Annotated in this window: 18 protein-coding genes; 9 read left to right on the top strand and 9 right to left on the bottom strand. The window is 52.1% G+C overall.

Annotation, left to right across the window (positions count from 1 at the left end; genetic code table 11):
- Position 1: 1 nt before the first annotated feature.
- Together BUB22_RS00550 and BUB22_RS00545 are read right to left on the bottom strand one after the other, a co-directional pair.
- The gene (locus tag BUB22_RS00550) at positions 2–778 is read right to left on the bottom strand and encodes an outer membrane lipoprotein-sorting protein (protein WP_073113607.1); all 777 of its coding nucleotides are present in this window, start codon (positions 776–778) and stop codon (positions 2–4) included.
- 15 nt (positions 779–793) lie between these two features.
- On the bottom strand, positions 794–3,169 hold the full coding sequence (locus BUB22_RS00545; RefSeq protein ID WP_083535292.1) for an efflux RND transporter permease subunit: 2,376 nt from the start codon (positions 3,167–3,169) through the stop codon (positions 794–796).
- 158 nt (positions 3,170–3,327) lie between these two features.
- On the opposite strand from BUB22_RS00545, the gene BUB22_RS00540 reads away from it, so the two are divergent.
- Positions 3,328–3,579 (top strand): FeoA family protein, encoded by a 252-nt coding sequence (locus BUB22_RS00540; RefSeq protein WP_254794573.1) that lies wholly within the window; start codon positions 3,328–3,330, stop codon positions 3,577–3,579.
- Positions 3,580–3,581: 2 nt separating this feature from the next.
- Positions 3,582–5,630: a ferrous iron transport protein B gene (gene feoB / locus BUB22_RS00535; protein WP_073113471.1), complete on the top strand. Its 2,049-nt coding sequence runs from the start codon at positions 3,582–3,584 to the stop codon at positions 5,628–5,630.
- A gap of 8 nt (positions 5,631–5,638) precedes the next feature.
- Here the strand turns inward: feoB (BUB22_RS00535) and BUB22_RS00530 are convergent, their stop codons facing one another.
- The 7 genes from BUB22_RS00530 to BUB22_RS00500 form a co-directional block, all read right to left on the bottom strand.
- Positions 5,639–6,427 (bottom strand): ZIP family metal transporter, encoded by a 789-nt coding sequence (locus BUB22_RS00530; RefSeq protein ID WP_073113470.1) that lies wholly within the window; start codon positions 6,425–6,427, stop codon positions 5,639–5,641.
- Between the two features lie 15 nt (positions 6,428–6,442).
- Positions 6,443–8,791, bottom strand: a complete 2,349-nt coding sequence (locus tag BUB22_RS00525) for an efflux RND transporter permease subunit (RefSeq protein WP_073113469.1) — start codon at positions 8,789–8,791, stop codon at positions 6,443–6,445.
- Positions 8,792–8,874: 83 nt separating this feature from the next.
- Positions 8,875–9,303: a flavodoxin gene (locus BUB22_RS00520; protein ID WP_073113468.1), complete on the bottom strand. Its 429-nt coding sequence runs from the start codon at positions 9,301–9,303 to the stop codon at positions 8,875–8,877.
- A 42-nt stretch (positions 9,304–9,345) separates the two neighbouring features.
- A complete protein-coding gene (locus BUB22_RS00515) occupies positions 9,346–9,924 on the bottom strand; it encodes a DUF3793 family protein (protein ID WP_073113467.1) in 579 nt (192 codons plus the stop codon).
- Between the two features lie 50 nt (positions 9,925–9,974).
- A complete protein-coding gene (locus tag BUB22_RS00510) occupies positions 9,975–11,708 on the bottom strand; it encodes an ABC transporter ATP-binding protein (protein WP_073113466.1) in 1,734 nt (577 codons plus the stop codon).
- Positions 11,701–13,485, bottom strand: a complete 1,785-nt coding sequence (locus tag BUB22_RS00505; RefSeq protein ID WP_073113465.1) for an ABC transporter ATP-binding protein — start codon at positions 13,483–13,485, stop codon at positions 11,701–11,703. The genes BUB22_RS00510 and BUB22_RS00505 overlap by 8 nt, the downstream gene beginning before the upstream one ends.
- A 2-nt stretch (positions 13,486–13,487) precedes the next feature.
- Complete coding sequence (locus BUB22_RS00500; RefSeq protein WP_073113464.1) at positions 13,488–14,324, bottom strand: helix-turn-helix domain-containing protein; 837 nt, start codon at positions 14,322–14,324, stop codon at positions 13,488–13,490.
- A 323-nt stretch (positions 14,325–14,647) separates the two neighbouring features.
- On the opposite strand from BUB22_RS00500, the gene BUB22_RS00495 reads away from it, so the two are divergent.
- The 7 genes from BUB22_RS00495 (at position 14,648) to feoB (BUB22_RS00465) (ending at position 24,985) form a co-directional block, all read left to right on the top strand.
- Positions 14,648–15,973 carry a hypothetical protein gene (locus tag BUB22_RS00495; protein ID WP_139258642.1) on the top strand — a complete coding sequence of 442 codons (1,326 nt, stop codon included), beginning with the start codon at positions 14,648–14,650 and terminating at the stop codon, positions 15,971–15,973.
- A gap of 171 nt (positions 15,974–16,144) precedes the next feature.
- Positions 16,145–18,403, top strand: coding sequence for a TonB-dependent receptor (locus BUB22_RS00490; protein ID WP_254794572.1), 2,259 nt, complete (start codon positions 16,145–16,147; stop codon positions 18,401–18,403).
- Positions 18,404–18,620: 217 nt separating this feature from the next.
- On the top strand, positions 18,621–18,842 hold the full coding sequence (locus tag BUB22_RS00485; RefSeq protein WP_073113461.1) for a DUF1490 domain-containing protein: 222 nt from the start codon (positions 18,621–18,623) through the stop codon (positions 18,840–18,842).
- Positions 18,843–18,905: 63 nt separating this feature from the next.
- On the top strand, positions 18,906–20,987 hold the full coding sequence (locus BUB22_RS00480) for a heavy metal translocating P-type ATPase (RefSeq protein ID WP_073113460.1): 2,082 nt from the start codon (positions 18,906–18,908) through the stop codon (positions 20,985–20,987).
- A 347-nt stretch (positions 20,988–21,334) separates the two neighbouring features.
- Positions 21,335–21,775, top strand: coding sequence for a metal-dependent transcriptional regulator (locus BUB22_RS00475; protein WP_072799375.1), 441 nt, complete (start codon positions 21,335–21,337; stop codon positions 21,773–21,775).
- 1 nt (position 21,776) lies between these two features.
- Entirely contained in the window at positions 21,777–22,061 is a 285-nt protein-coding gene (locus BUB22_RS00470) for a FeoA family protein (protein ID WP_073113459.1), read from the top strand.
- Positions 22,061–24,985 (top strand): ferrous iron transport protein B, encoded by a 2,925-nt coding sequence (gene feoB, locus BUB22_RS00465; RefSeq protein ID WP_073113458.1) that lies wholly within the window; start codon positions 22,061–22,063, stop codon positions 24,983–24,985. Before BUB22_RS00470 ends, feoB (BUB22_RS00465) begins: the two co-directional genes overlap by 1 nt.
- Positions 24,986–25,142: the final 157 nt, after the last annotated feature.

The following is a 25,142-nucleotide window of genomic DNA, read 5'->3' as shown; positions in this document are numbered from 1 at the left end:
ATTACAGTCCTCTTTCCAATCGCGGAACGGTGAATGTCTTTGCGTCTAGCGGAATGTTGAACTTGATGTTGCCGAATTCAAGGAGCGTCTTGTGGTTGGTCTGAACGTTTTCCATGCTCATCTTGGCGATAGACCAGAATCCGTCCACCTGAACCACGTTTTCAACCTTCAGCGCACGGTGCAGTTTTCCGAGCTTGTCGTAGTATTCCACCTTGGCGGCAATCAGGCAATCCTTGCGGATCCACATAATTTTCTTCGAGAAGATTTCGTCGCCCTTTTTCGGCACGGATTCAACCACCCAGCAATCGATTCCGTCCACTTTTTCTTCGCGGAGGAGCTTGTGGGTGTCTTCGTCAATGTTGCGCTGGCCAACGTCGTCATAAGTGAAGTCAGATCCCATGAAGTAGTCCGTCTTGGAACTCTTGCCGCTAATGCGGCGCGTCTTTTTCATGGCGGGCAGGTAAAGCCACTTGTCGTCATCCTTGTTGATGTCGTCGTAGTCGACGGTCAGGAAACCCGTTCCCTTAACATCGTTGGGGTAGCGGAAGAACATAATCTGCTTGGTGTCCTTGCCCACGTCCATGGCGAACGAGGTAATCTTGCGTTCGCGCTTGCTGCCGCTCTTGTTCACGAGCGTCATCGAGAGTTCGGAACTGCGGGTGTCGCCATCGGGGCGGTCATGCACTTTTTGCACAATGTCGCGGCCGGTTAAAGTTTCTGCGCTCACCATAGCGCTCAATGCGACAATAATTGTCGCGGCTGTTTTTGCAAATTTCATATTCATATTTTTCTCCTATTTTCCAAAAATCTTGAATTTCTTGATTAAAAGCGGTGTCACGAACAGGTCGGCGAGCAGTGCCGAGACAAGGCCCACGAACACCACGAAGCCGAAGTTGAACATCTGCGTTGCGGCCGAGGTGGTAAAGCCCGCAAATGTCGCCACCATGATAATCGTCGTCATCACGAGGGCCGGGCCTGCCGTGCGGAATACGTTGAGAATCGATTCGCGGTAATCGCGGGTGCGGTCAAATTCCACATGCCCGTGGTTGATGAAGTGAATCGTGTCGTCAACGGAAAGGCCGATAATCATCGGGATGAGTGTCGCCGTCATCATGTCGAGCGGAATGTCCGTGAGTCCAAGGTAGCCGCCCACGAAAATGCCTGGCGCAATGTTCGGAATCATGCCGATAAGGCCCGTGCGAATGCTGCCGAAGACAATCATCAAAAGGACAGCCACAATGACTACAGAAATCAGGAACGAAGTCATCTGGCCGACTTCCAGGTACTGCTGCATGGCGGTGAACTGCGGCAAGTTGCCCACGGCAGTCACCTTTGCGTCCGGGTAAAGCTTGCGTGCGAAATCCTGCAAGTCCTCGATTTCCTTCTGGAGTTCGTTGGAGTTGTAGCTCGAAATTTCAATCATCAGGCGGAGCTTCTTGTAATCGTAATCCATCCAGTAGCTCGCTTCGCTGCCGCCCGCGTTTTCGTAGAGCAAAAGCAGCTGAGCGACTTCTTCTTCCGTTTCGGGAATTGCGTATTTGTCCTGGCGGTTTTCATTCAGCGTGCGGTCCAAATCCTTGACGATGTCAAGAATGGAGGTGGAACGCTTGGTGAGCGGGTACTTGCCGGCGTACTCCTGCAACTGATCCAACTTTTTCAGGTTCTCGACTTCCTTGGCCTTGTCATTTGCGCCAAAGTCAATCACCAAGTCGTAAGAGTAGAAGCTTCCGATTTCGGATTCTGCCACGTAGAGCATCTTGTTCACGTATTCGACCTTGCGGCCCATGGTGCGTTCCACGTCAAAGGCGGGTTCTATCTTGGTGAGCCCGAAAACAGAAATTGCAGTCACGACGGCGAATACGATGGCGATGGGCTTTCCATGCCCGAGAACGAACTTGCCGATAGAATCGAGAATGACTCCCATGCGCGTGTCGCCACGTTCAAGCACCTTGGCGTTCGGCTTCTTGTCTTTACCGAAGCTCAAGAGAATCGGCGAAATGGTCAACGCTACAAGCAAAATGAATCCGACCGCAATCGACGAAAGAATGCCCACGGAGCGGATCGGCTTGAGCATCACCGAAAGGAAACTGAGCAACGCGACAATCGTGGTAAGGCCCGAGAACAGCACCGACCAGCCCGTTTCACGCATGGCGTAAAGCACCGATTCCTTGCGCTTGCCCGTAAGCATCATGTTCTTGCGGAAGAACGAGTTGATGTGAATGTTGTACGCAATCGAGACGGCGAAGGCCAAAATCACGGGCACCATGATGTTGGTCGCATCCATGTAAAGTCCGAGATAACCCACCAGGCCAAATGTCATAATGACACCCGCAAAAGTCGTAATCAGCGGAGAGACAATTCCGCGGAGCGAACGCGTCACCAAGAACATCACGATGATAGCGCAGAGAATCGTCATGATGAAAATGCGGCCCATCTCTTCGCCGATGTATTTCAGCTTTTGGAAACTCAGGTAGGGCATGCCTGTAGCACGCGGGTGCAGCGGCGCATACTTTTCCTTCGCGATGATAGCCGCCGTCTCGCGACCCGTTTGCATGTCAGGCGCTTCTGCCTTTACGCCCTTCGCTTCGCCTTCGGCCTTCCACACTGAATCTTCGGGGAAGGGCCGCAGCTTGATGTTGATGAAGGCCTGCTTGCGGTCACTTGAAATCAACTTCTTCGCCAGTTCCGGCTTGTCAGCCAGACGCTTTTCAATTTCGGCAAGTCCCGCTTCGTCTGTCGGGATTTCTTCGGGCACAATCTGCGTGATTTCCATGCCCTCTTCGGTGCCGAGCATGTATTCCAAATCGACAATCGAAGTCGCCTTGCCGTCGGAATACGAGAGGCTATCGCGCAGTTCGTTCGAAAGCTCGCGTAAAAGTTTCAGGTTGTCCGGCGTCAAGATGGAATGGTCGCTCTCGACCAGCACGCCCACGAAATAGTCGTTACCGAAAGTTTTCTTGAACTTGTCCGTTTCGACAAGCATCGGGTCGCCCTCGATAAAGTAGCTGTCCCACGAGGCTTCGACGTAGATTTTTTTCATGCCCACAATCGAAACCGCAAGCAAAACGACAAACGCCACCAGCAAAATGGCTCGGTGGTTGAGCAAGAATTCGCCAAAACGGCCGAACCGCTCGTTGATTCTTTCAATGTTAATCTTTGGAAGGCTCATTGTATCCTCTTTTTTTGCGGAGCAAAAAGTAGAGAGATGAGCCTAAAATTTCTACTCCAAATGGTTTTGCTCAAAACCGAATGGGTTGCAAATCTTTCCGGATTATCGCAAGTCCATTTGGAGCGGTTTTTTGTGCGGGTTTCGGCTAATTTTGGCGCATGAAAAACGCTGAATTTGTTGACCGTTTGAGTCTCGCCGAAATGGGTGAGAATCGTTGCGGGACGGTCGCCCAAATTGAGGGCGATTCCCGCTTTATTTCAAGAATTGTTTCCATCGGGCTTACGCCGGGTTCCGCCTTTACGCTTCTCAAGAATGACGGGCGCTCGCCGGTGCTCGTTTTTTGTCGCGATACGGTTATCGCTGTCAACCACAAGGAAAGTTCACAGATTTTTGTCAAGGTAGAATCGTAAAGATGAGCGAAATCAAGACTATTGCCTTGCTCGGGCAACCCAATTCCGGTAAATCAACGCTTTTTAACAACCTTACGGGACTTCACCAGCGTGTGGGCAACTGGCCCGGCAAAACGGTGGAGCAGGCCGAGGGTGAATTTGTTTTTGACGGCACAACATATAAAGTAATTGACCTTCCGGGCAGTTACGGGCTTTCGGCGAACTCCGAAGAAGAAGTCGTCACGCGTGACTACATTCAGAGTGGTAAGGCCGACCTCGTCTGTATTCTGGTGGACGCATCGCAGTTGGAACGTAGCCTTTACATGCTGGCTGATTTTGTGGGCATTCGCATGCCTGTGATGCTGGTGCTCAACATGATGGATGTGGCTGAAGCGGCAGGCAAGAAGATTGACGTGACTGCGATTGAAAAGCGCCTCGGCGTTCCGGTGCTTGGCTTCAGTGCGGCCGAAACGGAACGTTATCCTGAATTTTTCAAGAAGATGGTTTCGGCCATCAAGACGCCTGTTTGCCTGGATAGCGGGAGCCTGCGCGAGGAACTCGTTAGCGGGGGAGAGCTTGGCGAAAAAACGGATGATATCATTAGCCGCATCGAAGCAGCCCTCGGCGATTTTGAATATGGCGTTTGCGAAAGAATCTGGATTGCAGAAAAACTCCTCGAAAAAGACAAGCTCATTTGCGGTATCGTGAATGAATCGCTTCCGTTCGCAAGGAAGAATGCGATTGATGCAATCCTCGATAGCGACGAAGGGCGCGACGGCGGAATTCTCACCGGCGAGGCCAAGTACCGCTGGGTTTCAAAGATTGTGCATGAATCGGCGACGCCCAAGTCCATCGAAAAGGTCTTTAGCAAGTGGGACCGTATCGCGACGCACCATATCAAGGGCAAGTTCTTTGCGTTTGGTATCATGGTCGTCTCGCTGATTGCGTGCATGATTCTCGCTTTCCCGGGCATGGGAATCGGTTTTGGAATACAGCCTGTATTGCAGTCGCTTGTAGAACGCGCTGGCAATGCGCTTGGCGTCTGGCCTGTGGTGATTTCGTTCATCAATCTGGTGCTTGTTGGTGGAACTTGTATTACAATTTGTATGACAAGTTTCATTTTCTCCATCATTTTCGTATTCCGCATTCTCGAAGAAATCGGTTACATGGCGCGTTTCTCGTATGCGTTCGACAACTGGCTTTCGCGCCTGGGTTTGCAGGGCAAGGCGATTATGCCGCTGTTCTCTGGAATTGGATGCACGGCGGGTGCGGTTTGCGGCACGCGCGTGCTAGATACCCGCGGGCAACGCTTGCTTGCGCTCGTTCTGTTGTGGGCGATTCCGTGCGGGAGCAAGGTGGCGGTGGTGCTGTTCCTGGCGTCGACTTTCTTCGGGTCGGCCGCACCGCTGTTCGGCATCGGCTACGTGGCGCTGATTTTCGCCAGTTTCTACCTGTCTTCGCGCCTGTTCGGAAAAAAGCTTGTCCCGCAGAATGAACGCGTGGGCATGATTATGGAGCTGCCGCCGTATCACAAGCCGCACTGGAAGATGATTGCCGCGATGGTGGGGCGCAGCACCTGGGGCATTTTCAAGAAGGCTCTGAAAATGATCCTGATGGTGGCGGCTCTTTTCTGGGCGCTTTCTTACGCGGGCGACGGGAATGTGGAAAATACACTCCTGTACAAGATTGGCAATGCGATCGAGCCGGTGACGATGTTCTTTGGCATGCGCTGGGAACTGTTTGTCTCTTATCTGGGCGGCATGTTCAGTAAGGAAGCTTCGCTTGGCATCATGAGCACGCTCTTCAACCACACCGGCGAGGCGTTCTCTCTTGTGACCCGCGTGGCTGCAAGCGAAAACTTGGGCGAGGCTCTTGCAAGTACCATCAGCAAGCCCGAAGCGCTCGCGTTCCTGTTTGCCTCAATGTTCAACGTTCCCTGCGTGCTGGCGATGGGCACCACCTACCGCGAGGCCGGTTCGTTCAAGTGGCTAGCCACCATCATGGGTTACTACTTGGCGCTTTCTTTGGGGCTCGCCTTTATCGGCTACCACATCGGATTGCTGATTTTCTAAGTGAAATTTTATAGCGCGCTGTCGAGCACCATCATGAGCGTGAAGCCCACGGCAAAAAGGATGGTGCCGGCATCAAAATGCTCTCCTTCGCTGACTTCGGGGAGCATTTCTTCGATGACAACATAAATCATGGCGCCCGCCGCAAGCGAGAGCAGGTAGGGCATAAATGGCGAAAGCGCCTCAGCCGCAAGCAGCGTGATTAACGCGCCTACGGGTTCTACGGCTCCGGAGAGCGCTCCCAAGGCGAAAGCCTTTTTGCGGGAAGCCCCTTCGGCACGGAGCGGGAGCGAAACCACCGCCCCTTCAGGGAAATTCTGAATCGCAATGCCTATGGCAAGCGCGAACGCACCTGAAAGCGTGATGGCCACATTCCCCGAAAGCCAGCCTGCGAAAACGATGCCGACGGCCATGCCCCCGGGCAAGTTGTGCAAAGTCACCGCCAGCGTAAGCATGGTCGTGCGCTTGAGTTTTGCCTTGGGGCCTTCGGGCGTGGCGCTACCCAAATGCAAGTGCGGTGTTATTTTATCCAAAATGTACAGGAACAGGATGCCGGCCCAGAATCCGACTGTCGCTGGGATGAAAGCGAGTTTGCCCATCGATTCGCTCGCGCTGATTGCGGGCAAAAGCAGACTCCAGACGGAAGCCGCCACCATGACGCCCGCCGCAAACGACAAAAGGCCACGTTTGAGGTTTTGCCCCATCTGTTTCTTCATAAAGAACACGCATGCGGCCCCCAAGACGGTCCCTAAAAATGGGATGGCAAGACCTTGGGCAATTTGTAAAACAGGCTCGTTCATGCCATAAAGATAGTATTAACCTTTCCCGTACGGTTTGTTCAGGTACACGAGTGCGGTGGTGAGCGTGTAATCGGCAAGGAGTGCGGCTCCTAGGCCCACGATAGAAAGCAGGCCCACGTTGTGGAGCGCGCCCATGGGGCTGAAGATGAATACGAAGAACATCGCGCAAAGGATGAATGTGGTCATGCCCATGGTCTTTCCGATTTCGCGGTAAGAGAGCAGTAGCGCGTGCCTGTAGCTGCCCGTGCGCTCGTAACCGTATTTGATGTGGTTGTTCATGTGGATGGTGTCGTCGACGGCGATGCCCAGAATCATTGGCATCACGATCATCGTGATCATGTCGAGCGGCATGCCCGAATAGCCCATGATGCCGCCGATCAGGAGTACCGGCGCGACGTTTGGAATCATCCCGATAAGGCCCGCCTTGATGCTCCCGAATGCGAGAATCATCATGATGGCGATAATCACGAACGATCCGCCGAACGAGCGCAATAGCCCACCGACCAACTTGCCGTTCATTTCGGCGTAATTCACGACTTCGCCCACGACAGAAACTTTTGCGTCGGGGAAAATCTGTGCGCCGTAGCTTTTGGTCGAATCCAAGTCCTCGACGATTTTGTTGGCGTCGTAGCCCGAAAGTTCTATATGGATGAACGAGGTCTTGTAATCTTCGTCCATATATTCGAAAAGCGCTTCCGGGTCCGAAATCTCATACAGGAAAAGCAATTGCGTGAGCATGTCCTGTGCGTCGGGAATCTTGTAATACTCGATACTGTCGGCGTTCAGCGTGCGGTTCATCTCTTTCACGAGACGCGTCACCGATTGCACGCGCGGCTTGTCGCCCGAAATTTTTGTGAGCTGGAGCGTTCCGAGTTTCTGTTCCAGTTGCTCGATGCGTATCATGTTGGCGGGGTCCTTGAGCGCGTCCGCGTCATCGAATTCCACCATCACGTTAAAGTCGTAGAGGCTTCCGAGCTTTCCGCTGAGCATGTCCTTGAGCCGCACCACGAAGGGAATCTTTTCACCCATGGTTTCGGTGTAGTCCATGTTCACGTCGATGCGCATCATTCCCGGAATCTGCAGCAACATTACCGCCGCCGAAATCACCGCGATAACAATGCTGTGCCTGCACACCTTGCGCCCGAAAAATTCAAAGAGGACGTCCGCCTTGGTGGCCCCCGCGCTCTTGACCATCTCGGGTTCCGGCTTCGCATTTTTCCCGAAACTCATGAAAACCGGAATTAGGATGATGACGTACAGATAAACCATCGTGACGATGCCTGCCGAAATGCCGCCGATCCAGCGGATGGGGCGGATTCCCGCGAACAGGAACGAAATCAACGATGCGACCGTAGTAATGACGGTAAAGAGAATGGGCCAGCCCGTTTCCTCGACGGCGCAAATCACGGATTCGCGGCGGTTGCCCGTGCGCCTAAAGTGCATGCGAAACGAATTGATGTAGTGGATGGAATAGCCCACCGAAAGAGCCATTCCCAGAAGCACCGGGAGCGCCACCATGGTCTTGTCGCCGACAAAGCCCAGCCAACCGTTAATTCCGAGCACCGAGGCGATGCCCCCCGCGGTAGCGATTGCGGGCACCACCACGCCGCGCAGCGAACGCACGAACAGGATAAGGCACAAAAGCATTACGGCAAAACCGATTCCAATGCGCATTGCGCACTCTCTCGAAACCACCTCGTCTTCTTCCATTTCAGTGTAGCTCATGCCCGTGGGCATCAAGGTGTATCTGTCGCTCTTGAATTCGTCGGAATAGATGACTTCGCGGGCAAATGGCGCAATGCTGTCCTTGCCGAATTCGATGCCGCCCTCGTAAGTCTTGAGCGAAAGAATCACCCAGGTCTCCTTCGCGTCATCGGAGACGATGTTGTTCACCAGCGATTCGCGGGTCATAATCAGTTTGCGTTTTTCGGCTAGCTCCTGCGGGTTATCGGGAATGCCGCCCTCGAACGGGTCTATGACTTCGAAACCCTCGTCATTTGCGACCGGAATCGACAAATTGTGTGTCAGCGAAACCACGCGATCGGCGTACGGCACCTCGTTTTCGAGCCTGCGCGAAAGCCTGTCAATTGCCTGCAATACCTCTGGCGCAAAAACGTCGTCGGCGCGGACCATCACCATGTAACCGTCATCGCTACCGAATTTTTCGTTGAAGTGCGCCTGGTCAATCTTCACCTTGTCCCAGTCGTCAAACCATTCTTCTTCGCTGCTCGTCATCTGCAGTTGCGGGAGCCCGAGGCACGCCAAAAACGTCACAATTGCCGTTACCAGCAGAATCAACCAACGAAACTTGACCTGAAAACGCCCCAATCGGGCAAAAACCTTGTTGACACGAGAAACTTGCATTGAAAAACTCCTCTAAAAGCCCCAACGGAGTGTGATTCCGTCGGGGCTGCTTTTCAAAACACTATAAAAAAGATTCTTTCATTTTATGCGGTGGCGAGTGCCTTGCCGAGTTCCTGGCAGGCGGCCTTGCCTGCGTCATCGGGGGCGTTCTCGATGGCGAGCGGGTCTGCCACAAGTACGAGCCCGGCGGCTTCGGCGTCGGCCTTCCACGGGTTCATCCATTCGCCACCACCCCAGCCGTAAGAGCCGAACAGGGCGACTTTTTTGCCGTTGAGTGCGGGCTTGACGGCTTCGTAGAAGGGCTGGAATTCGGAATCTTCGAGTTCCTCGGCGCCCATGGCGGGGCAACCCAGTGCATAGCGGGCGTATTCGCCCAGCTGGCCCTGCGAAAAGTCCGAGACGCTGAACACGTCGGCTTCGGCGCCGGCGGCTTTGGCACCTTCGGCGACGTATTTTGCCATCAGTTCGGTGTTGCCGGTTCCGCTCCAATAAATGACTGCGATTTTTTCCATTGTGATTCTCCTAGGTGAATTAAAGGGGTAAATGTCGTTTGATTACGCTGCGTTTCGGACAGTTAGCATCGGCAGCGAGTAGCCTCGTTCGAAAAGTGAATTCATGACCGAAAAGCATTTCCGGAAGCATTCGAATTTCTTTTCCGATTCGGCGACATCGCCATAAACCTTCCAGTAGCCCGTACTTTTGCAATTTTGCCCGCCATTGGCGATGAAACCTTTGACATCTTCGAGTGGATAGCCCAGAAAAAGTCCGATTTCATGCGGAAAGCAATGACATTTTGCAATGCGGTGGGTGAGGTTTGCGATAAGCGTTTCCTCGTCGAAATGCTGGTAGCCGTAATGCCCCATAAATTGACGGATTTCAGTCTCGTTGAACAATTGACTCAACACGTTGCGGCGATAGACGTACACAAAACTGCGTCCGTAGCGTTCGGCAACGACACGTACGAATATGCCCGACGGATTCAGTTCGCGGTTCCAACGGGCAAGAATGGCGCAAAGCGGTTCGTGTTCTGCGGGCGATTTTTCCATGCAGAAGAGGCTACCGACCTTGCGCGCGGCAAGTGTCGGTGCGCATTGGCGAACCAGTTTGTAATCCATCAATCGTTGTGCAGTCATCGTTATTCCTCTAGAGATTGCTTCGCTTCGCTCGCAATGACAAGACGAAGTTATGCGTTAGAGACTTCCTGAAGTTCCAACATCTTGCTGAATAGGCCGCCTTTCGCCTTGAGCTCGGCAGGGGTGCCCGTTTCGGCGATGTGACCGTCTTGCAGAACCACGACCTTGTCGGCGTTTGCGATGGTACGCATGCGGTGCGCAATGATGATGACAGTCTTGCCCTTCACCAGCTGCGAAATGCCGCGCTGGATCTTGGATTCGTTTTCTACGTCGAGGCTTGCGGTCGCTTCGTCGAGCAAGATGATGGGCGCGTCTTTCAACAAGGCGCGTGCAATCGAGATTCGCTGGCGTTCTCCGCCCGAGAGCGTTTCGCCGTTTTCGCCGATGACGGTGTCATAGCCTTGCGGCATCTTCTGCACGAATTCGTCACATCCCGCAAGTTTTGCCACCTTCAGGATTTCTTCGTCGCTGGCATCGCGCTTGCCGATGCGGATGTTGTCCTTGATGCTCGTGTTGAACAGCACCACGTCCTGGAAGACGATGGAGAAATTCTTGAGGAGCGTTTCGGGATCAATCTTGCTGATGTCCTGGCCGCCGAGGGTCACCTTGCCGCCTTGAATATCCCAGAAGCGTGCCGCGAGTTTTGCTGCAGTCGTCTTTCCGCTGCCGCTCGGGCCTACAAGTGCGGTGATTTCTCCCTGCTTAGCCGTGAACGAAACTTTTTTCAGAACTTGCTTGTTCTCGTTGTAATTGAAGTCGACATCCTTGAATTCGATATCGTAATTCTGCGGAGTGAATACAGTTACGCCATCCTGAGGTTTCATCTGGTCCATTTCGCGGAAACGGCGCAAGCGCACATTCACGAAGAACAGTTCAGCGAGATTGTTGAACACCAGGAAAACCGGGTTGTAAACAGTCGCCGCGCACACGATGAACACCAGATAGGTAAACACGTCGATTTCGCCCTTGGTCCAGAGGCGTGCGCCCGTAATCAACACCGTGGCAAGGCCCATCTTGAGAATGCCTTGTGCCGAATTCAGGAATGAACCCACCTTCACGTCGGAATCCATCTGCGATTTTTCGTATTTGATGCAATCCTTATCAAAATGATTGAGGTAGGCGGCTTCGCCCGAATACGAGCGGATTTCCTGCACGTTTTCGAGACCTTCCTGGATATCTTCCATAATCACGCGGCGGGCGTTATATGAATTTTCGAACCAACGGTCCTGAATTTTCTTGGAAAGCGCAATGAGCAATGCTGCTGCGGGCACCACCCAGAAAAGTGCGATAGACATTTTCCAGTTGTAGCAGAACAGCATGATTCCGATTATGGTGACGCTCCCGATGGCTGCGAAAAGTTCCGGCACCGCATGCGAGAAAATCATTTCGAGAGCATTGCAGTCGTCCATGATGGTCGATGTCAAGTCTGAAAGGTTCTTTTTGCCGAAGAACGAAAGCGGCAACTTGCGGAGTTTTTCGGCAATCGAGACGCGACGGCGCATGCTTTCGTCGTACACGCTATCGTAGGTGGAGCTGTACGAGAACCTGTAAATGACAAGCATCACGACAAACAGGACTACCGCAATTCCCACATAGAATAAGGTTCCGTGCGGAGTTTTGCCAGCAAATTCACCGACGCCCATCTGCTCCATCAAAAAATAAAAGAGCATCATCATCGGGAACATAAGCGAAACAAAGTGCAAAAATGTCCAAATGACGCCACGGACAAACGTGTGCGAGCCTTCTTCCGAAAGAGCAAAAGTATTCTGAACCCACTTATACATTTTCGCCTCCTTCATTATCCTTGGAATTGTCGAGGGTCCATGTGACGGACTGCTGGTATTCGGCCCACATCTTGGCATAAATGCCGTTCTTTTCAAGTAATTCGCTGTGCGTTCCGCGTTCAGCGATTTCGCCATCTTCGACAACGATAATCTGGTCGGCGTTCACCACGCTTGTAAGCCTGTGGGCAATCATCAGAACGGTCTTGCCGGCGGCAAGCTTGTGCAACGCTTCTTGAATCAGGCGTTCGTTTTCGGGGTCTGCAAAGGCGGTCGCCTCGTCTAGCACAACGATGGGGGCGTTCTTCAAGATGGCGCGAGCAAGTACCACGCGTTGCTGCTCGCCACCCGAAAGATAAGTTCCCTTGCTCCCGATAACGGTATCGATACCGCCGGGCAACTTGTCGATGATTTCGCGGCACTGCGCAAGGTCAAGAGCCTTGTTTACCTGCTCGAGAGTCGCGTCGGGCATGCCGTAGCGAACGTTGTCCAGAATGCTCATCTTGAAAAGTCGCGTATTCTGGAACACGAACGAAACGTTCTTCATCAGTTCCTTCGGGTCAATCTGCTTTACGGGAATACCGCCGATGGTGATTTCGCCACTATCGACATCGAAGAATCGTGGCAGGAGTTTTGCAATCGTACTCTTGCCGCCGCCCGAAGGCCCGACAAGTGCTACCGTATGGCCCGCCGGTACCGTGAGTGAAATGTCGCTCAGTACTTGTTTGTCGGTATCGGGGTAGGTGAAGTTCACGTTCCGGAATTCTACATCGAACTTTTGCATCGGTGCCGGATTTTCGCAAACTTCCAAATCCTTGGTGCGTGCAATATCGTTGATGCGGTCAATGGCAAGCCCCGCCTGGTTCGTAGCGTTGCTTAGGTACATGCTGCGCATGACGCACTGCGAGAATAGTGGTGTTACCAGCACGTAAATCATCATGTTCACGATGGTGAGTTTTACATCGCCGTCGTTACCGATAATGAGCGCTGCCGTCGGCACCAGGAACAGTACGAAGCCGTTCACGAGGGTCGTGTAGATGCAGTAAGGAACTTTCCAATTGTCGGAATAGGCAGTTACCATCTTGTGGTAGGTCGCAATGCTGTTGTAGAAACTTTTGAACGAAAAAATCGTCTGCTGGAAAACCTTGACTACGGGTATCCCGCGCACGTATTCCACCGCTTCGGAGTTCATCTCTTCGAGGGCCTGCATGTAGCGTTCCATGAACTTGGTTCCCCTGCGGCCAAGGGTGCCTAAAATGAACATGGCGTAGACGATAGGCACCAAAGAGGCGAGGCCGAGTCGCCAGTCAAAGCTGAACATCATCACGAGCGCCACGACGGGAATCAAGATGGTGCTCGAAATGTCGGGCATCTGGTGCGCAATGAAGGTGTGCGTAATCGCGGCGTTGTCGTCGATAATCTTGCGGAGTTTGCCGGTCGGGTTCTTGTCGAAGAATCCGAGAGGGGCGCTCATCAGTTTTTTCATGGCAAACCGACGCAGGTCTCCTTCGAGCCTGAAAGCTACCAAGTGTGAACAGGCGAGGGCCGCAAAGTAGAGCAATACGCTTGCGACCGAGGCGAGAACCGCTCCGATGGAGTAGTCGAATATCTTGATGTTCGTCATGTCGCCGCCAGAGATAACCTCGCGGACAATGAGCCACATCAGTAAAAACGGCACGAGCCCTGCGATGGCGCTCAATGCCGAGAGAATCAATGCTAGCGGGAACAGCGGTCTTCGCGAACCCATGTAAGCGTAGAGTTTAGAGAATGTCTTTTTCATAATTATGCGACGTTTGTCATCCTGTATTTTTTCCTGTATTCCTTCGGGGTCATGCCCATTACGTCCTGGAAGGCGTGGGCGAACTTGCTCCCGTTATTGTAACCGACTTCACCTGCGATTTCAAGAATCCCGCGGTCGCACTCGCGAAGTTGCTTGGCGGCCAGTTTCATGCGTTCGCGGCGGGCGTAAGTGAATACCGGCAAACCGAACACGTTCTTGAAGCAGAGTTTCATTGCGGTAGGCGGCATGTCGAATTTGTCGGAAAGTTCCTCGATGGTAAAATGGCTGTCCATGTTTTCGCAGATGAACGAACGGATGCAGTAAATCTTTTCTATTTGCATCGAAGATAAATTGCACTCGCGGCAGGCGTATTCTCTTTGAGTGTCCAAGTTTTTTAACGTGAGCAACAATTCTAAGATGGCGAGTCTGCAGTATTCTGCCTGCGTTTTTTCGGACTTGTTCTCGATTTTCTCGAATGCGTGAGCCACCTCTTCCTTGGTGTGCACGATGAACGGTCGGCCCGGACGGCACATTTTTTGCGCAAGAGTCCTGATGTCGAGTGCAAAACCTGCGAAATGTTCCTGGATGTATTTTGCTGATTCCTCGTAGAAAAGGATGCGGTCGCCGCAGTAATCGGCAGAGCGCGTTAGCGCACCCGAAGTCCAGGCGTCATAAACCAGCATTTCTCCTGCATTCAGCTGATTGCAGGGCAGTGCTCCGCCGGCCCAGGTAATGCGGCCCTTCCGGCAAAATTCAAGAATGAGAATTGGATCTCCTGCGAGTGTCGTATGGTAGCACCCGATTTTGTGCAACCATTCAATTCCTTTGATGTCTAGCATTCTTTCCTCATAAATCAATTCAGATTGAGATTGTTAGTCTAATCTTAAAAAGTAAGACAAATCTAACAAGTAAGCAAAACTTTGTCAAGGCTAATTTTATTTTGGGCTTATCATATTTTGAATACGATTCTGTCTAAATGGATTGAAAAATGACTAAATGGAGTTAAATGGTAGCCTAACATTGATAAAATGAAGTTTTTGGCTTTATAATCCAATTGGATTTTTTCATTCCTTTTTGGAGTAGAACGCCCCCGACGATATTTCTAAAATGCTCCGCAAAATTAACAACCGCGGTTTTCCCGCATCCCAATCAAGGAGTATATATGAAAACACGTTTTCTGGCGGCTCTTGCTGTATCGTTCAGCATGCTTGTCGCTTGCGGCGACGACAACTCTTCTTCTGCTAACGGTGACGATGAAAAGGAACTTTCCAGTTCTTCGTCCGAAAAGTCCGGTGACAGCGAAAACAAATCTAGCAGTAGCAATGCCAAGTCTAGCGATAGCAAGGATAATTCCAGCAGTTCCAAGAAGGAAGAAAAAGGCGAATACAAACGCGAATTTGCAACTGCGATTGCCTCGGGCGAAACGATGTTCGTCGGCACGATGTCGCTGGACCATACAGATGATATCGGCACCGACTATATCGAAGTTGGAACCCGCGCAGGCGTTGTCTATTACGACAATTCCCTGTTCATTGCCGACCTTGATGTGGGAACCATTGCACGCTACAGTCTCGATGCAAACAACAAGATTGGTAGCAAGACGGCTGAACTTTCGCTTGCTGGCGCATGGGCGAACCACATTTATTTCGTGAATGAAGAAAAAGCCTACTTAGGCGGCATGCTTGACTCGCTGCTCATCATCAACCCGAAGACCATGAAGCGCACGGGCGCGATTGACCTGTCCAAATACAAGGGCGACGATGCTCTCGTGGTGAGCCCGGGTACAGGCGTAATCGTGGACGGTCGGCTCTATGTTGGCCTGTTGCAGAACGTGAGCGACTATGCTACCGGTAATACCGCTCAGGTTGCCATCATTGACATCAAAAAGGATTCCGTGATTGCCGTGGCTGAAGATGACCGCGTCGCGGCAGTGGGCTCCTTGGATGATTCCCAGAACCAGTCGTTTATCGTTGCTGACGGTTACATTTACTGCTACAGCAATGCTTCCTGGGGCTACGCTCCGGGCCAGGTCGACGGGTTCCTGCGCATCAAGGTGGGCGAAACCGAATTCGACAAGGATTATCAGTGGCTCGTGACCAAGGATGTCGCCATCGACGGTGTCACCAAGAAAGACAACTTCAAATACCTGAGCCCCACTACCGTCGCCAATGGAACCAAGGTGTATTCCTTCTTGAACGTGATGGTGGACCTGCAGCAGGTTTGGACCGATATGGATAGCTACCACAACAATACCTGCAAGCCGGTAGAAATCGATCTTGCCAAGAAAACCATGAAGGCGCTCCCGATTGATTATACTTCTAGCTGGGCTAGCTACGGCAAGTACATCGATGACGATGGCACCGTGATTTTTGCGGTCTCTACCGAAAAAGACGGTAACGCCTACTTCCGCTATGATCCTAAGTCCGAAAAGGCGGAAAAGATCGCCGATATAAAGCAGATTCCGATGTGGCTTGTGCCGCTCAAGTAAGCGAAATTGCCGCAAATCTGCGGTGTACATATTGTCCTCATAAACGCGAAGGTCCGTTCCCGCCTAATGGTGGGGGCGGATTTTGTTATTGGTACAGGATAAATCCATTCGGATTTTCAAAGGCCCGTTTGGAGTAGAAAATTAGTCTGAAAATTGCTTAATTGCGCTGCGATGAAAAAGATGATTTTTTATAAGGCGGCAACGCTTGCCCTTATATTTGCTACGGTTGGTGCGGTTTCGGCCCGTGCCCAAGATGATGAAATTACCTCGATAGACGATTTTCTGGAAGAATCTGCTCCGGAAAGTAATGCGACAACTGATGACGCAAACAGCGCGACGGCGCAATCAGATGCATCTGCGGCAAATGCATCAAGTGTCACGCAGTTGGACGAACTCTCGGTGGAGTCAGAAATAGAAGCGGAACAGGCGAAGCAGGCCAAAAAGGCGGAATCGGTTGCGACGATTGACGCAGCCGAGATGCAGAATACAAGCAAGACCATTTCGAAGGCCGTCAACTCCGCCTCGGGCGTTAAGGTACGCAAGTCCGGCGGCATGGGCAGCGAAGGCAAAATCAACATTCGCGGCATGGAAGGCAAGAACGTCAAGGTGCTTGTAAATGGGGTCCCAGTTGAGACGCAAGGCAACTTGGGCCTTGACGATATCCCTATCGACCAGATTGCAGACATTGAAGTTTACAAGGGCTATGTTCCCGCACGCTTTGCAACAGATGGTGCAGGCGGAGCCATCAATATCATTACCAAGAAGCGTCCCGCCAATTCGGTGGATGCGTCCTACAGCCTTTCAAGTTTCAATACACATAAGGCATCGGTAAGCGCGAGCCATGTAATCGATAGTATTGTCGGTGGCGCGAGCCTGGAAGTGGGGGTATCGGGCTATTTCAACCATTCCGATAACGATTACGAATTCACTTCGCCTTACATGAAAAGCTCGACAGGTAAAGATACGAGCGTCGTTCGCGATCACGACCATTACACCTCTTACAATGTACAGGCCTTTGCGAACTTGATGAATGTCTGGTTCGACCAGGTTTCGCTTGGTGCAAGCTACGGTGCGTTCGATAAGGAAATTCAAGGCGAAACGAACCGCATTGTTGAAGCGACTGCCGAAGGGTATAATTTAGGAGCGACTTTCGGATTAGATAAGAAAAATTTGTTTGTAAAAGACTTGAATTTCGGTGACCATTTTTCGTTTGGTTACAATGAAAATAAAATTATTGACACGAGTCGTGTCCATTGCCGCAACTGGTATAGTTGCGATACCGCCAAAAAGAATGTGGGCGAAATTTCTTCGATGGGACTTCCGAAATTCCGCACTGTGCAGGCGTACGACTTCAATAATTTGCTGAATCTGGATTATCAGTTTATTAAAAATCAGTTTGTTTACTGGAACACGCTTTTCCGGTATCACAAGGAAGATCCTGAAGATGACTTGGGTTCCGAAATGGTCGGATTCAATACAGCGGGGTATCCGGGAAAGACGATTTCGTTGACGACAGGCCTTTCGCTTGAAGATAATTTCTTTGATTCGAGACTCCAGAACCTATTGGGTTTCAAGTTCCATTACATGAAGGCTGAAATTTCTAATACTTCCACAAGTATGATACAGCAGGCGGTATTGGAAAAGAATGATTATACGGACTTTAGTTACGATGAAAGCTTGATGTTCCGGATTGTAAAGCCTCTTGCGGTCAAGGGCTCTTACCAGCATGCAGTACGCCTGCCCACGCCCGATGAACTCTTTGGCGATGGAATCCGCGTGAGTGCTGCGACAAACCTCAAGCCCGAAGAAGCGGACAATTTTAACATTGGACTTTCTTTAGATTTGCAAGAAATTCCGTTAGTGGCGCGGTTCCGATTTGATGGCGACGTTTTCTATTCCTATTACAAGAACCGCATTCACTATATGAGCGCTTCTCAGATGTCGGTGCCGTATTTCAACATGGACCCGATTCGCGGCTGGGGCTACGAGGGCGATGTGAAACTCGATGTGAATGAGTGGGTGTTGCTCGGGACAAACTGGACTTTCCAGGATTTGCGCAACATAGATTACAATGCGAAGCTGGGTATTCTTGAAGATGCGATTATCCCGAACATTCCGCGATTCTTCATGAACTACCTCGCTGAATTCCACATGGGCGATATATTCAATAAGAACGATTTTGTCAAGTTCTGGTGGGCTGCTAACTACACCGATGAATATTATTACGGTTGGAAAATCAGTTCCCGCCAGAGCCGGAAAATTGATGCTTCGTTCACGCAGGATTTGGGCGTGGAATATTCCGTGTGGGATAACAAGTTCGCCTGGAGTTTCGAGGTCGACAACTTTTTGGACGAAACCGTTTACGACAAGTACGGAGAATCTAAACTGGGACGCACTTTTGCAACCAAGATCCGGTACAGTTTCAGGTAGATATATCTAACTTCGGATAGTTTACGCTAACTAAGTTGTTTATACGGAAACTAAGTTGTGTATCGTAAACTAGTTTGCAAATTTGCAACAATGTTAGTTGCTCGGAATGCTTATGGGACTTGGGCTTGAAGTCTGTTTATTAGTTTGTATGTAAGTTGCTTTTTGGGGTAGTTTTAGGTAAATTATTATGCAAACAAATCAACAAAAGGAGTAAGCTATGTCCGTATGGAAAAATGAAAAGTTCTGGTGTGTGGTGGCCGGTGTCGTTGGCCCGACTATCATCAAGAAGATTCTCAAGGCTCCCAAAACTCGCGAGTATGCCGTCAAGGGACTTGCCGAAGGCATGAAGATTACTGCCGACGCCAAGGCCGCCTTCCAGGATATGAAGGACGAAGCTGCCGACATCTGCAACGACGCGAAGAAAGAAGCGAACAAGTAAACTGCGCTCGTCATCCTGACCCTAGAGCCGTAGGCGATAGGGGAAGGATCCAGGACAAAATTTATGAAGTCTAGAATCGTTTACGATCAGCCGGGGCGTATCCGCTTTCGGGCGGGGGCCTACGCGTTTGAACGTGTGCATGAACCGCGCATCCACAAGGCATGCGTGAGTGAACCTTATGTCCAGAAAGCGGTAGTCCATTCGGAAAACGGCGGCATTCTGCTGGAATACGAAGACGGCTATCGTGAACAGGTGATTGATTTCGTTCGGAATCTGAACATCACAAATCTCCCTGAATGTGAACCCGATACCGAGTACCAATTACAGGAACTCGACACGCAATTCAAGAACCGACTCGCGTTCATGATTGCGCGGCGTTACCTGGCCAAGTTGCTGATTCCGGCCCCCATTCGCACGGCACACCTGATTTACAGGGGGCTCAAGTTTGTGGCGAAGGGCTTGAATTGCCTTGGCGAAGGGAAACTCTCCGTCGAAGTGCTGGACGGTGCCGCCATCGGGGCGAGCATCTTGCAGCGCAATTACGAATCGGCAGGGACCATCATGTTCCTGCTTAACGTGAGTAGCCTCTTGGAAGATTACACCAAGGCGCGTACCCGCACGGCCCTTACTGCAAGCCTTGCCGTGAAGGTGGACCGCGTGTGGGTCGTCAAGGACGGCGTCGATGTTCAGGTGCGCATGCAGGATGTCCAAGTGGGCGACCTCGTGCGCGTGCGTTCCGGCTGCATGATTCCGGTGGACGGAACCGTTGCCGAAGGCGATGCGTTCGTGAACGAAGCGACCATGACGGGCGAATCGCAGGCGGTACACAAGACGGTCGGAAAGTCCGTTTTTGCGGGCACCGTCGTGGACGAAGGCTCCATCGTAGTATCCGTGCGGGCCGCGAGCGGCAACACCAAGATTCAAAAAATCATCGAACTCATCGACCGCTCCGAAGACTTGAAGGCTTCTATCCAGAGCCGCGCCGAACGCCTTGCCGACGGAATTGTACCGTTCAGCTTTATCGGATTCGGGCTCACGCTCCTGTTTACGCGCAACATCACCAAGGCCGTCTCGATTCTGATGGTGGACTATTCTTGCGCCATCAAGCTTTCCACTCCGATTTCGGTGATTTCGGCGCTGCGCGAAGCGGCCGACCGCAACATGACCGTGAAGGGCGGCAAGTACCTGGAAGAATTTGCGCTTGCAGACACCATCGTTTTCGACAAGACGGGAACGCTCACCAAGGCGGAACCGAAACTCGAACGCGTGATTCCGTTCGGAAACCGCAGCGAAGAAGAAATTCTCCGCATTGCGGCCTGCATCGAGGAGCATTTCCCGCATAGCATGGCGCGCGCCATTGTGCGTGGTGCCGCCGAACGCGGAATCGACCACGAAGAAGAACATGCTGACGTGAAGTACATCGTGGCGCATGGAATCGCGACGACTCTCGACGGTGAACGCGCCGTTATCGGCAGCAAGCATTTCGTCGTCGAAGACGAAAAGATTGCGGTGGGCGAGGCGGAACAGAAAAAGATCGACGAACTCGCCGGAGCCGCATCCGTGATTTACCTTGCCATTGGCGGGAACCTTGCGGGCGTACTTTGCATTAGCGATCCTCCGCGGGACGAAGCAGCAGAAGCGATCCGCATGCTGCGCGAACGCGGAATCAAGCATGTGGCGATGATTACCGGCGATAGCCAGAAGGCCGCTGAACGCACGGCGCAACTTTTGGGCATCGATACCTTCTTTGCGCAGGTGCTGCCCGAAGACAAGCACCGCTATGTGGAAAAAATGAAGGCCGAAGGCCGCCGCGTGATTATGGTGGGCGACGGAATCAACGATGCGCCCGCATTGGCTGCCGCGAACGTGTCGGTCGCCATGAGTGATGCCAGCGACATTGCCCGCGAAACCGCCGATGTGACCCTCCGCAGCGAAGACCTGCGCGACCTCGCCGAACTCCGCACATTGAGTACGCAGCTCATGGAACGCATCCAAGCGAACTACCGCTTTATCGTCGCCTTCAACACGTCACTCCTGGCCGCAGGTTTCTTCGGGATACTTGCCCCCTCGACCTCGGCCCTGCTGCACAACCTCTCGACCATGGCGATTTGCGCCAAGAGCATGACCCCGTTGAAACAGGTGTAGGGCCGCGACAATCAAAATCGGCCATAATTAACGAAAAACGCCCCTGCTCAGAGCTACTTGAGCGGGGGCGCAATCGTTCCCAAAGAGACACAAGGAGGGAATTGGATTTTTGCTTCAACCAGACAAGCCCGGGTCTAAAAGCTATGGCAACAATCAGAATTAGACTTGTCTAACTAAAAGTTAGATAAATCTAACTAGAAAAACAAGGGCAAAAAAGTCAAAATAATGTAAATTTTCCGTTTCAAAGTTAGATTTGTCTAAAAAAGTATGGCTATTGTAATATTTTTAGCCTTGCCTAATTAGTTTTATTAAACTATATTAGCCTCGTCTAAATAAGGCTGGTTGATATGGACCATACAAAACTGACTCAAAGCTTAGAAGACTATCTGGAAATGGTGCACATGCTGCGCCTGGCGAACGGGCTTGCCCGCGTCAAGGATATTGCTGCGGCTCTCGGCGTGAAAATGCCGTCGGTTGCAAAGGCCATGGTGGAACTCAAGAAGATGGGCCTTGTGAGGCAGGAGCCCTACAGCGGCGTGGAACTCACCGAAGAGGGCGAACGCGTTGCCGCCATGATTTTAAACCGTCATATTCTACTGAAGGGTTTCCTGATTAAGCTGGGCGTGTCCGAAGCGATTGCCGACAAGGATGCTTGCAGCATGGAACATATCCTTTCGGCAGAAACTCTCGGTAAGATTGAAGATTTTGTGAAGCCGACGGACGCGATTTCGTCGGCTAAAAAATTAAAACCCGCCGCGAAAAACGGCAAAAAAGCAGGTGAAAAGTAACATGAGCTGTAATTGTGGTTGCGGCGGAAAGTCGCAAACGAAAAAGTGGAGTACCGAGCCCAAGTTCTCGGAACTCAAGAAGGGCGACAAGGTAGAGATCGTCGGTTATAACGAGGGCGATTCTGCTTACAAGTCCAAGTTGCTTTCGATGGGCCTTGTGCGTGGCGTGCAGATTGAAGTCTTGCAGGTGGCCCCCCTCGGCGATCCGATTGAAGTAAGCGTACTGTCTTACAGGCTCTCGCTCCGTAAAGAAGAAGCCAATGTTCTCAAGTTGAGGAGGGTATAATGGCTGCCAGAAAACTTTTGACGATTGCAATTGCCGGTAACCCTAACTGCGGTAAGACGGCTCTCTTTAACGCCCTTACGGGTGCACGCCAGCATGTGGGTAACTGGCCCGGCGTGACGGTCGAAAAGAAGGAAGGTTACTTTGAACTGGGCGACCGCCAGATTCGCCTGGTGGACCTTCCGGGTACTTACGCTTTGTTCGCAAATGCCGAAGACGAACGCGCTGCTGTCGACTACTTGCTCAGCCGCGAAGCGAGCCTGATTATTAACATTGTCGATGCGACGAACTTGGAACGTAACCTGTTCCTCACGAGCCAGCTTGCCGACATGAAGATTCCGATGGTGATTGCCGTCAACATGATGGACATTGCCGAGAATCGCGGAATTCAGCTGGACCTCGACGAACTTTCTGATTTCTACGGTGTGCCGTGCATTCCGCTTTCTGCCGTGAGCGAAAAGAGCGTCACTAACTTTATTAGCCAGATGGGCCACGTGCTTGCCAGCCCGATGCCGCTCCCGAAGCAGATGGTTTACGGCGACAAGGTTGAAGAGGCCGTGAAGGTTTTGGAACCGAAGGTGGCACCGGTCGCAAAGCTTTTGGATGCGGACTCCCGTTGGGTTTCGCTCATGTACTTGGGCAACCAGAAGAGCTATGCAGACAAATTCGCCGAAGCGGGCGTGAAGCTCGACAAGGCCGAAGTCGTGAAGATTCTGGGCGAAGAGCCGGAATTTGCGATGGCTGAAAACCGCTACTCCATTTCGCACGAGGTGGCGGGCAAGGCGACTGTTTCTGTCCGCGCGAAAAAGACATTCTCCGACAAACTGGATGCCGTTCTTTTGAACCGCTGGGCTGCACTCCCGATTTTCTTGGTCATCATGTATCTGGTGTTCTGGATTGCGGTGACTATCGGTTCTGCGTTCATTGATTTCTTTGACGTGCTGTTCGGTGCGATTTTCGTGGATGGCCTCGGCTACCTGCTGGGCGATGTACTCGGCTGCCCCTCCTTTGTCACGGCAGTTCTCGCCGACGGTATCGGTGCCGGTATCCAGACGGTTTCGACCTTCATCCCGGTCATCTTCTTCATGTTCCTGTGCCTTTCGTTCCTCGAAGACTCGGGTTACATGGCCCGCGCGGCTTTCGTTGCAGACCGTTTCATGAGATTCCTCGGGCTCCCGGGTCGTGCCTTCGTGCCGATGATGGTGGGCTTCGGTTGCGGCGTGCCGGCCATTATGGGCACCCGCGTGCTGGAATCCAAGCGTGAACGCTTCCTCACCATCTTCTTGGTGCCGTTCATGAGCTGCGGCGCACGCCTCCCGGTGTATGCACTGTTTGCGGCGGCATTCTTCGGCAAGATGGCGGGCACGGTGGTGTTCCTGCTTTACCTCACCGGTGTGCTGTTCGCCATCGCTTACGGTTTGTTCCTGAAGAGGTCGCTTTTCCAGGGCCAGGCCAGCAACTTTGTGATGGAACTTCCGCCGTATCACTTGCCCAAGTTCAAGTCCCTGATGATTCACTGCTGGCAGCGCCTGCGCGACTACATCTGGCGCGCCGGTAAGGTGATTACGCTTGCCGTTGCCGTGCTCGGGTTCCTCAACAGTTTTGGTATTGTCGAGAAGATGTATGTTGATGTTGACGGCACGGCGACCGAAATTGTCCAGGCCGAAGACGGCTACCAGATGGTCAAGGAAAATGAAGAAGGCGAGGCTGAAAATGTTGCTCTCCCCGAAGGTTTCGTTGTTGACGAATCCAAGGTGGTGAAGTCAAACGAGTTCACTGCCGGTAACGGCGACTCCGAAAACAGCTTGCTTTCTATAATCGGTAAGGCCATTACGCCGGTATTCGAACCCTTCGGCGTCGAAAAAGAAAACTGGCCTGCATCCGTGTCGCTGTTCACTGGCCTGTTGGCCAAGGAAGCCGTTATCGGTACCATGAACTCCCTCTATTCCATGGTGGGGGAGAACAATTCGGAATCCGGAATTCAGAATTCGGAAACGAATGAAGATGGCAAGGCTGCGGAACCGGAACAAGTGGCGGTTGCTGACTCTGCTGCTACAGATAGCGTGAAGGCGGATTCGACAGTCGCCGCTGTTGCTGACTCCGCAGCAACTGATAGCGCTGTGGTTGCCGATAGTGCCGCAGCACCTGCTGAATCCGCAGAAGTTGTTGCCGAAGCCGCTCCTGCCGAAGAAAAGCCGCTTATCGCCGGCATCGATGAATGTCCCGCCGAAGAAGAGGAAGAAGGCGGCGCTCCCGATATCAAGGGCGCTGTGCTCGAAGCCCTCGGCTCGATTCCTGCTAACCTCGCCGAAGTCTTCGGTTCGCTTACCGACCCGCTGGGAACCTCCGGCGAATTGGAAGGCCAGGAAGCCGCCGAACTCAAGAAGGAAACTCTTGACAAGATTACCGACGCCAAGGTGCTGACCTGCGAAGAATATGCAGCCATCGAAACCTTCGGCGAAGAAGAAGAGGACGAAAAGACTCGCGAAGCCGTGTTTGCTAAGCTCGCTGCCGCAGGTCTCGAACTCTCCGAAGACGAAATGGGCGCTCTCGAAGAAGGCGACCTTTCTGAAACCGCCGACATCTACGCCAACCTCCGCTCTTACTTCCACAATCCGGACAAGAACGGTAACCCGGTGGATGGCTTTAGCTGGCAGGTGTTTGCGTTCCTCATCTTCATCTTGCTTTACGTGCCGTGCCTTGCCGCCATGGGCGTGGTTACCCGTGAAATCGGCCTCGGTCTCGCCGTCCTCATGGCGACCGTGCAGACGCTCATTGCCTGGGCGATTGCCGTGCTCCTCTACCAGGTTCCTGTTGGCGGAAACATGACATGGATTGTCGCCGCCATCGTGGTGCTCGTGGGTACTGGAATCTTCCTCAAACTCTTCGGCATGAAGGCGAATAAGGAAAAGCGCTTCGAAGACTAACCTTTGGAATCAAGAACAGGGCTGGTGGGCCCAAAACCTGCCAGCCCTTTATTAAAAATCTTGAATTAGATTAGTCTAATTTTTGAAACTAAACTAAAACCTCTTGGCACGCATTTTGCAACGTTAGTACACAGAAAGTGATAGCCAAGCGTTTTTG

The sequence above is a fragment of the Fibrobacter sp. UWCM genome, from assembly GCF_900129735.1.
Taxonomy (GTDB): Bacteria; Fibrobacterota; Fibrobacteria; order Fibrobacterales; family Fibrobacteraceae; genus Fibrobacter.
This window is presented reverse-complemented; position numbering and strand designations above follow the sequence as displayed.

Bases quoted from the DNA above. Each gene is read 5' to 3' on its own strand.
- BUB22_RS00550 (WP_073113607.1), bottom strand. From the start codon at position 778: ATGAAATTTGCAAAAACAGCCGCGACAATTATTGTCGCATTGAGCGCT.
- BUB22_RS00525 (WP_073113469.1), bottom strand. From the start codon at position 8,791: ATGCAAGTTTCTCGTGTCAACAAGGTTTTTGCCCGATTGGGGCGTTTT.
- BUB22_RS00480 (WP_073113460.1), top strand. From the start codon at position 18,906: ATGAAGTCTAGAATCGTTTACGATCAGCCGGGGCGTATCCGCTTTCGG.
- BUB22_RS00510 (WP_073113466.1), bottom strand. From the start codon at position 11,708: ATGTATAAGTGGGTTCAGAATACTTTTGCTCTTTCGGAAGAAGGCTCG.
- BUB22_RS00515 (WP_073113467.1), bottom strand. From the start codon at position 9,924: ATGACTGCACAACGATTGATGGATTACAAACTGGTTCGCCAATGCGCA.
- BUB22_RS00500 (WP_073113464.1), bottom strand. From the start codon at position 14,324: ATGCTAGACATCAAAGGAATTGAATGGTTGCACAAAATCGGGTGCTAC.
- BUB22_RS00505 (WP_073113465.1), bottom strand. From the start codon at position 13,485: ATGAAAAAGACATTCTCTAAACTCTACGCTTACATGGGTTCGCGAAGA.
- BUB22_RS00475 (WP_072799375.1), top strand. From the start codon at position 21,335: ATGGACCATACAAAACTGACTCAAAGCTTAGAAGACTATCTGGAAATG.
- BUB22_RS00540 (WP_254794573.1), top strand. From the start codon at position 3,328: ATGAAAAACGCTGAATTTGTTGACCGTTTGAGTCTCGCCGAAATGGGT.
- BUB22_RS00470 (WP_073113459.1), top strand. From the start codon at position 21,777: ATGAGCTGTAATTGTGGTTGCGGCGGAAAGTCGCAAACGAAAAAGTGG.
- BUB22_RS00545 (WP_083535292.1), bottom strand. From the start codon at position 3,169: ATGAGCCTTCCAAAGATTAACATTGAAAGAATCAACGAGCGGTTCGGC.
- BUB22_RS00520 (WP_073113468.1), bottom strand. From the start codon at position 9,303: ATGGAAAAAATCGCAGTCATTTATTGGAGCGGAACCGGCAACACCGAA.
- BUB22_RS00490 (WP_254794572.1), top strand. From the start codon at position 16,145: ATGAAAAAGATGATTTTTTATAAGGCGGCAACGCTTGCCCTTATATTT.
- BUB22_RS00530 (WP_073113470.1), bottom strand. From the start codon at position 6,427: ATGAACGAGCCTGTTTTACAAATTGCCCAAGGTCTTGCCATCCCATTT.
- BUB22_RS00485 (WP_073113461.1), top strand. From the start codon at position 18,621: ATGTCCGTATGGAAAAATGAAAAGTTCTGGTGTGTGGTGGCCGGTGTC.
- feoB (WP_073113471.1), top strand. From the start codon at position 3,582: ATGAGCGAAATCAAGACTATTGCCTTGCTCGGGCAACCCAATTCCGGT.
- feoB (WP_073113458.1), top strand. From the start codon at position 22,061: ATGGCTGCCAGAAAACTTTTGACGATTGCAATTGCCGGTAACCCTAAC.
- BUB22_RS00495 (WP_139258642.1), top strand. From the start codon at position 14,648: ATGAAAACACGTTTTCTGGCGGCTCTTGCTGTATCGTTCAGCATGCTT.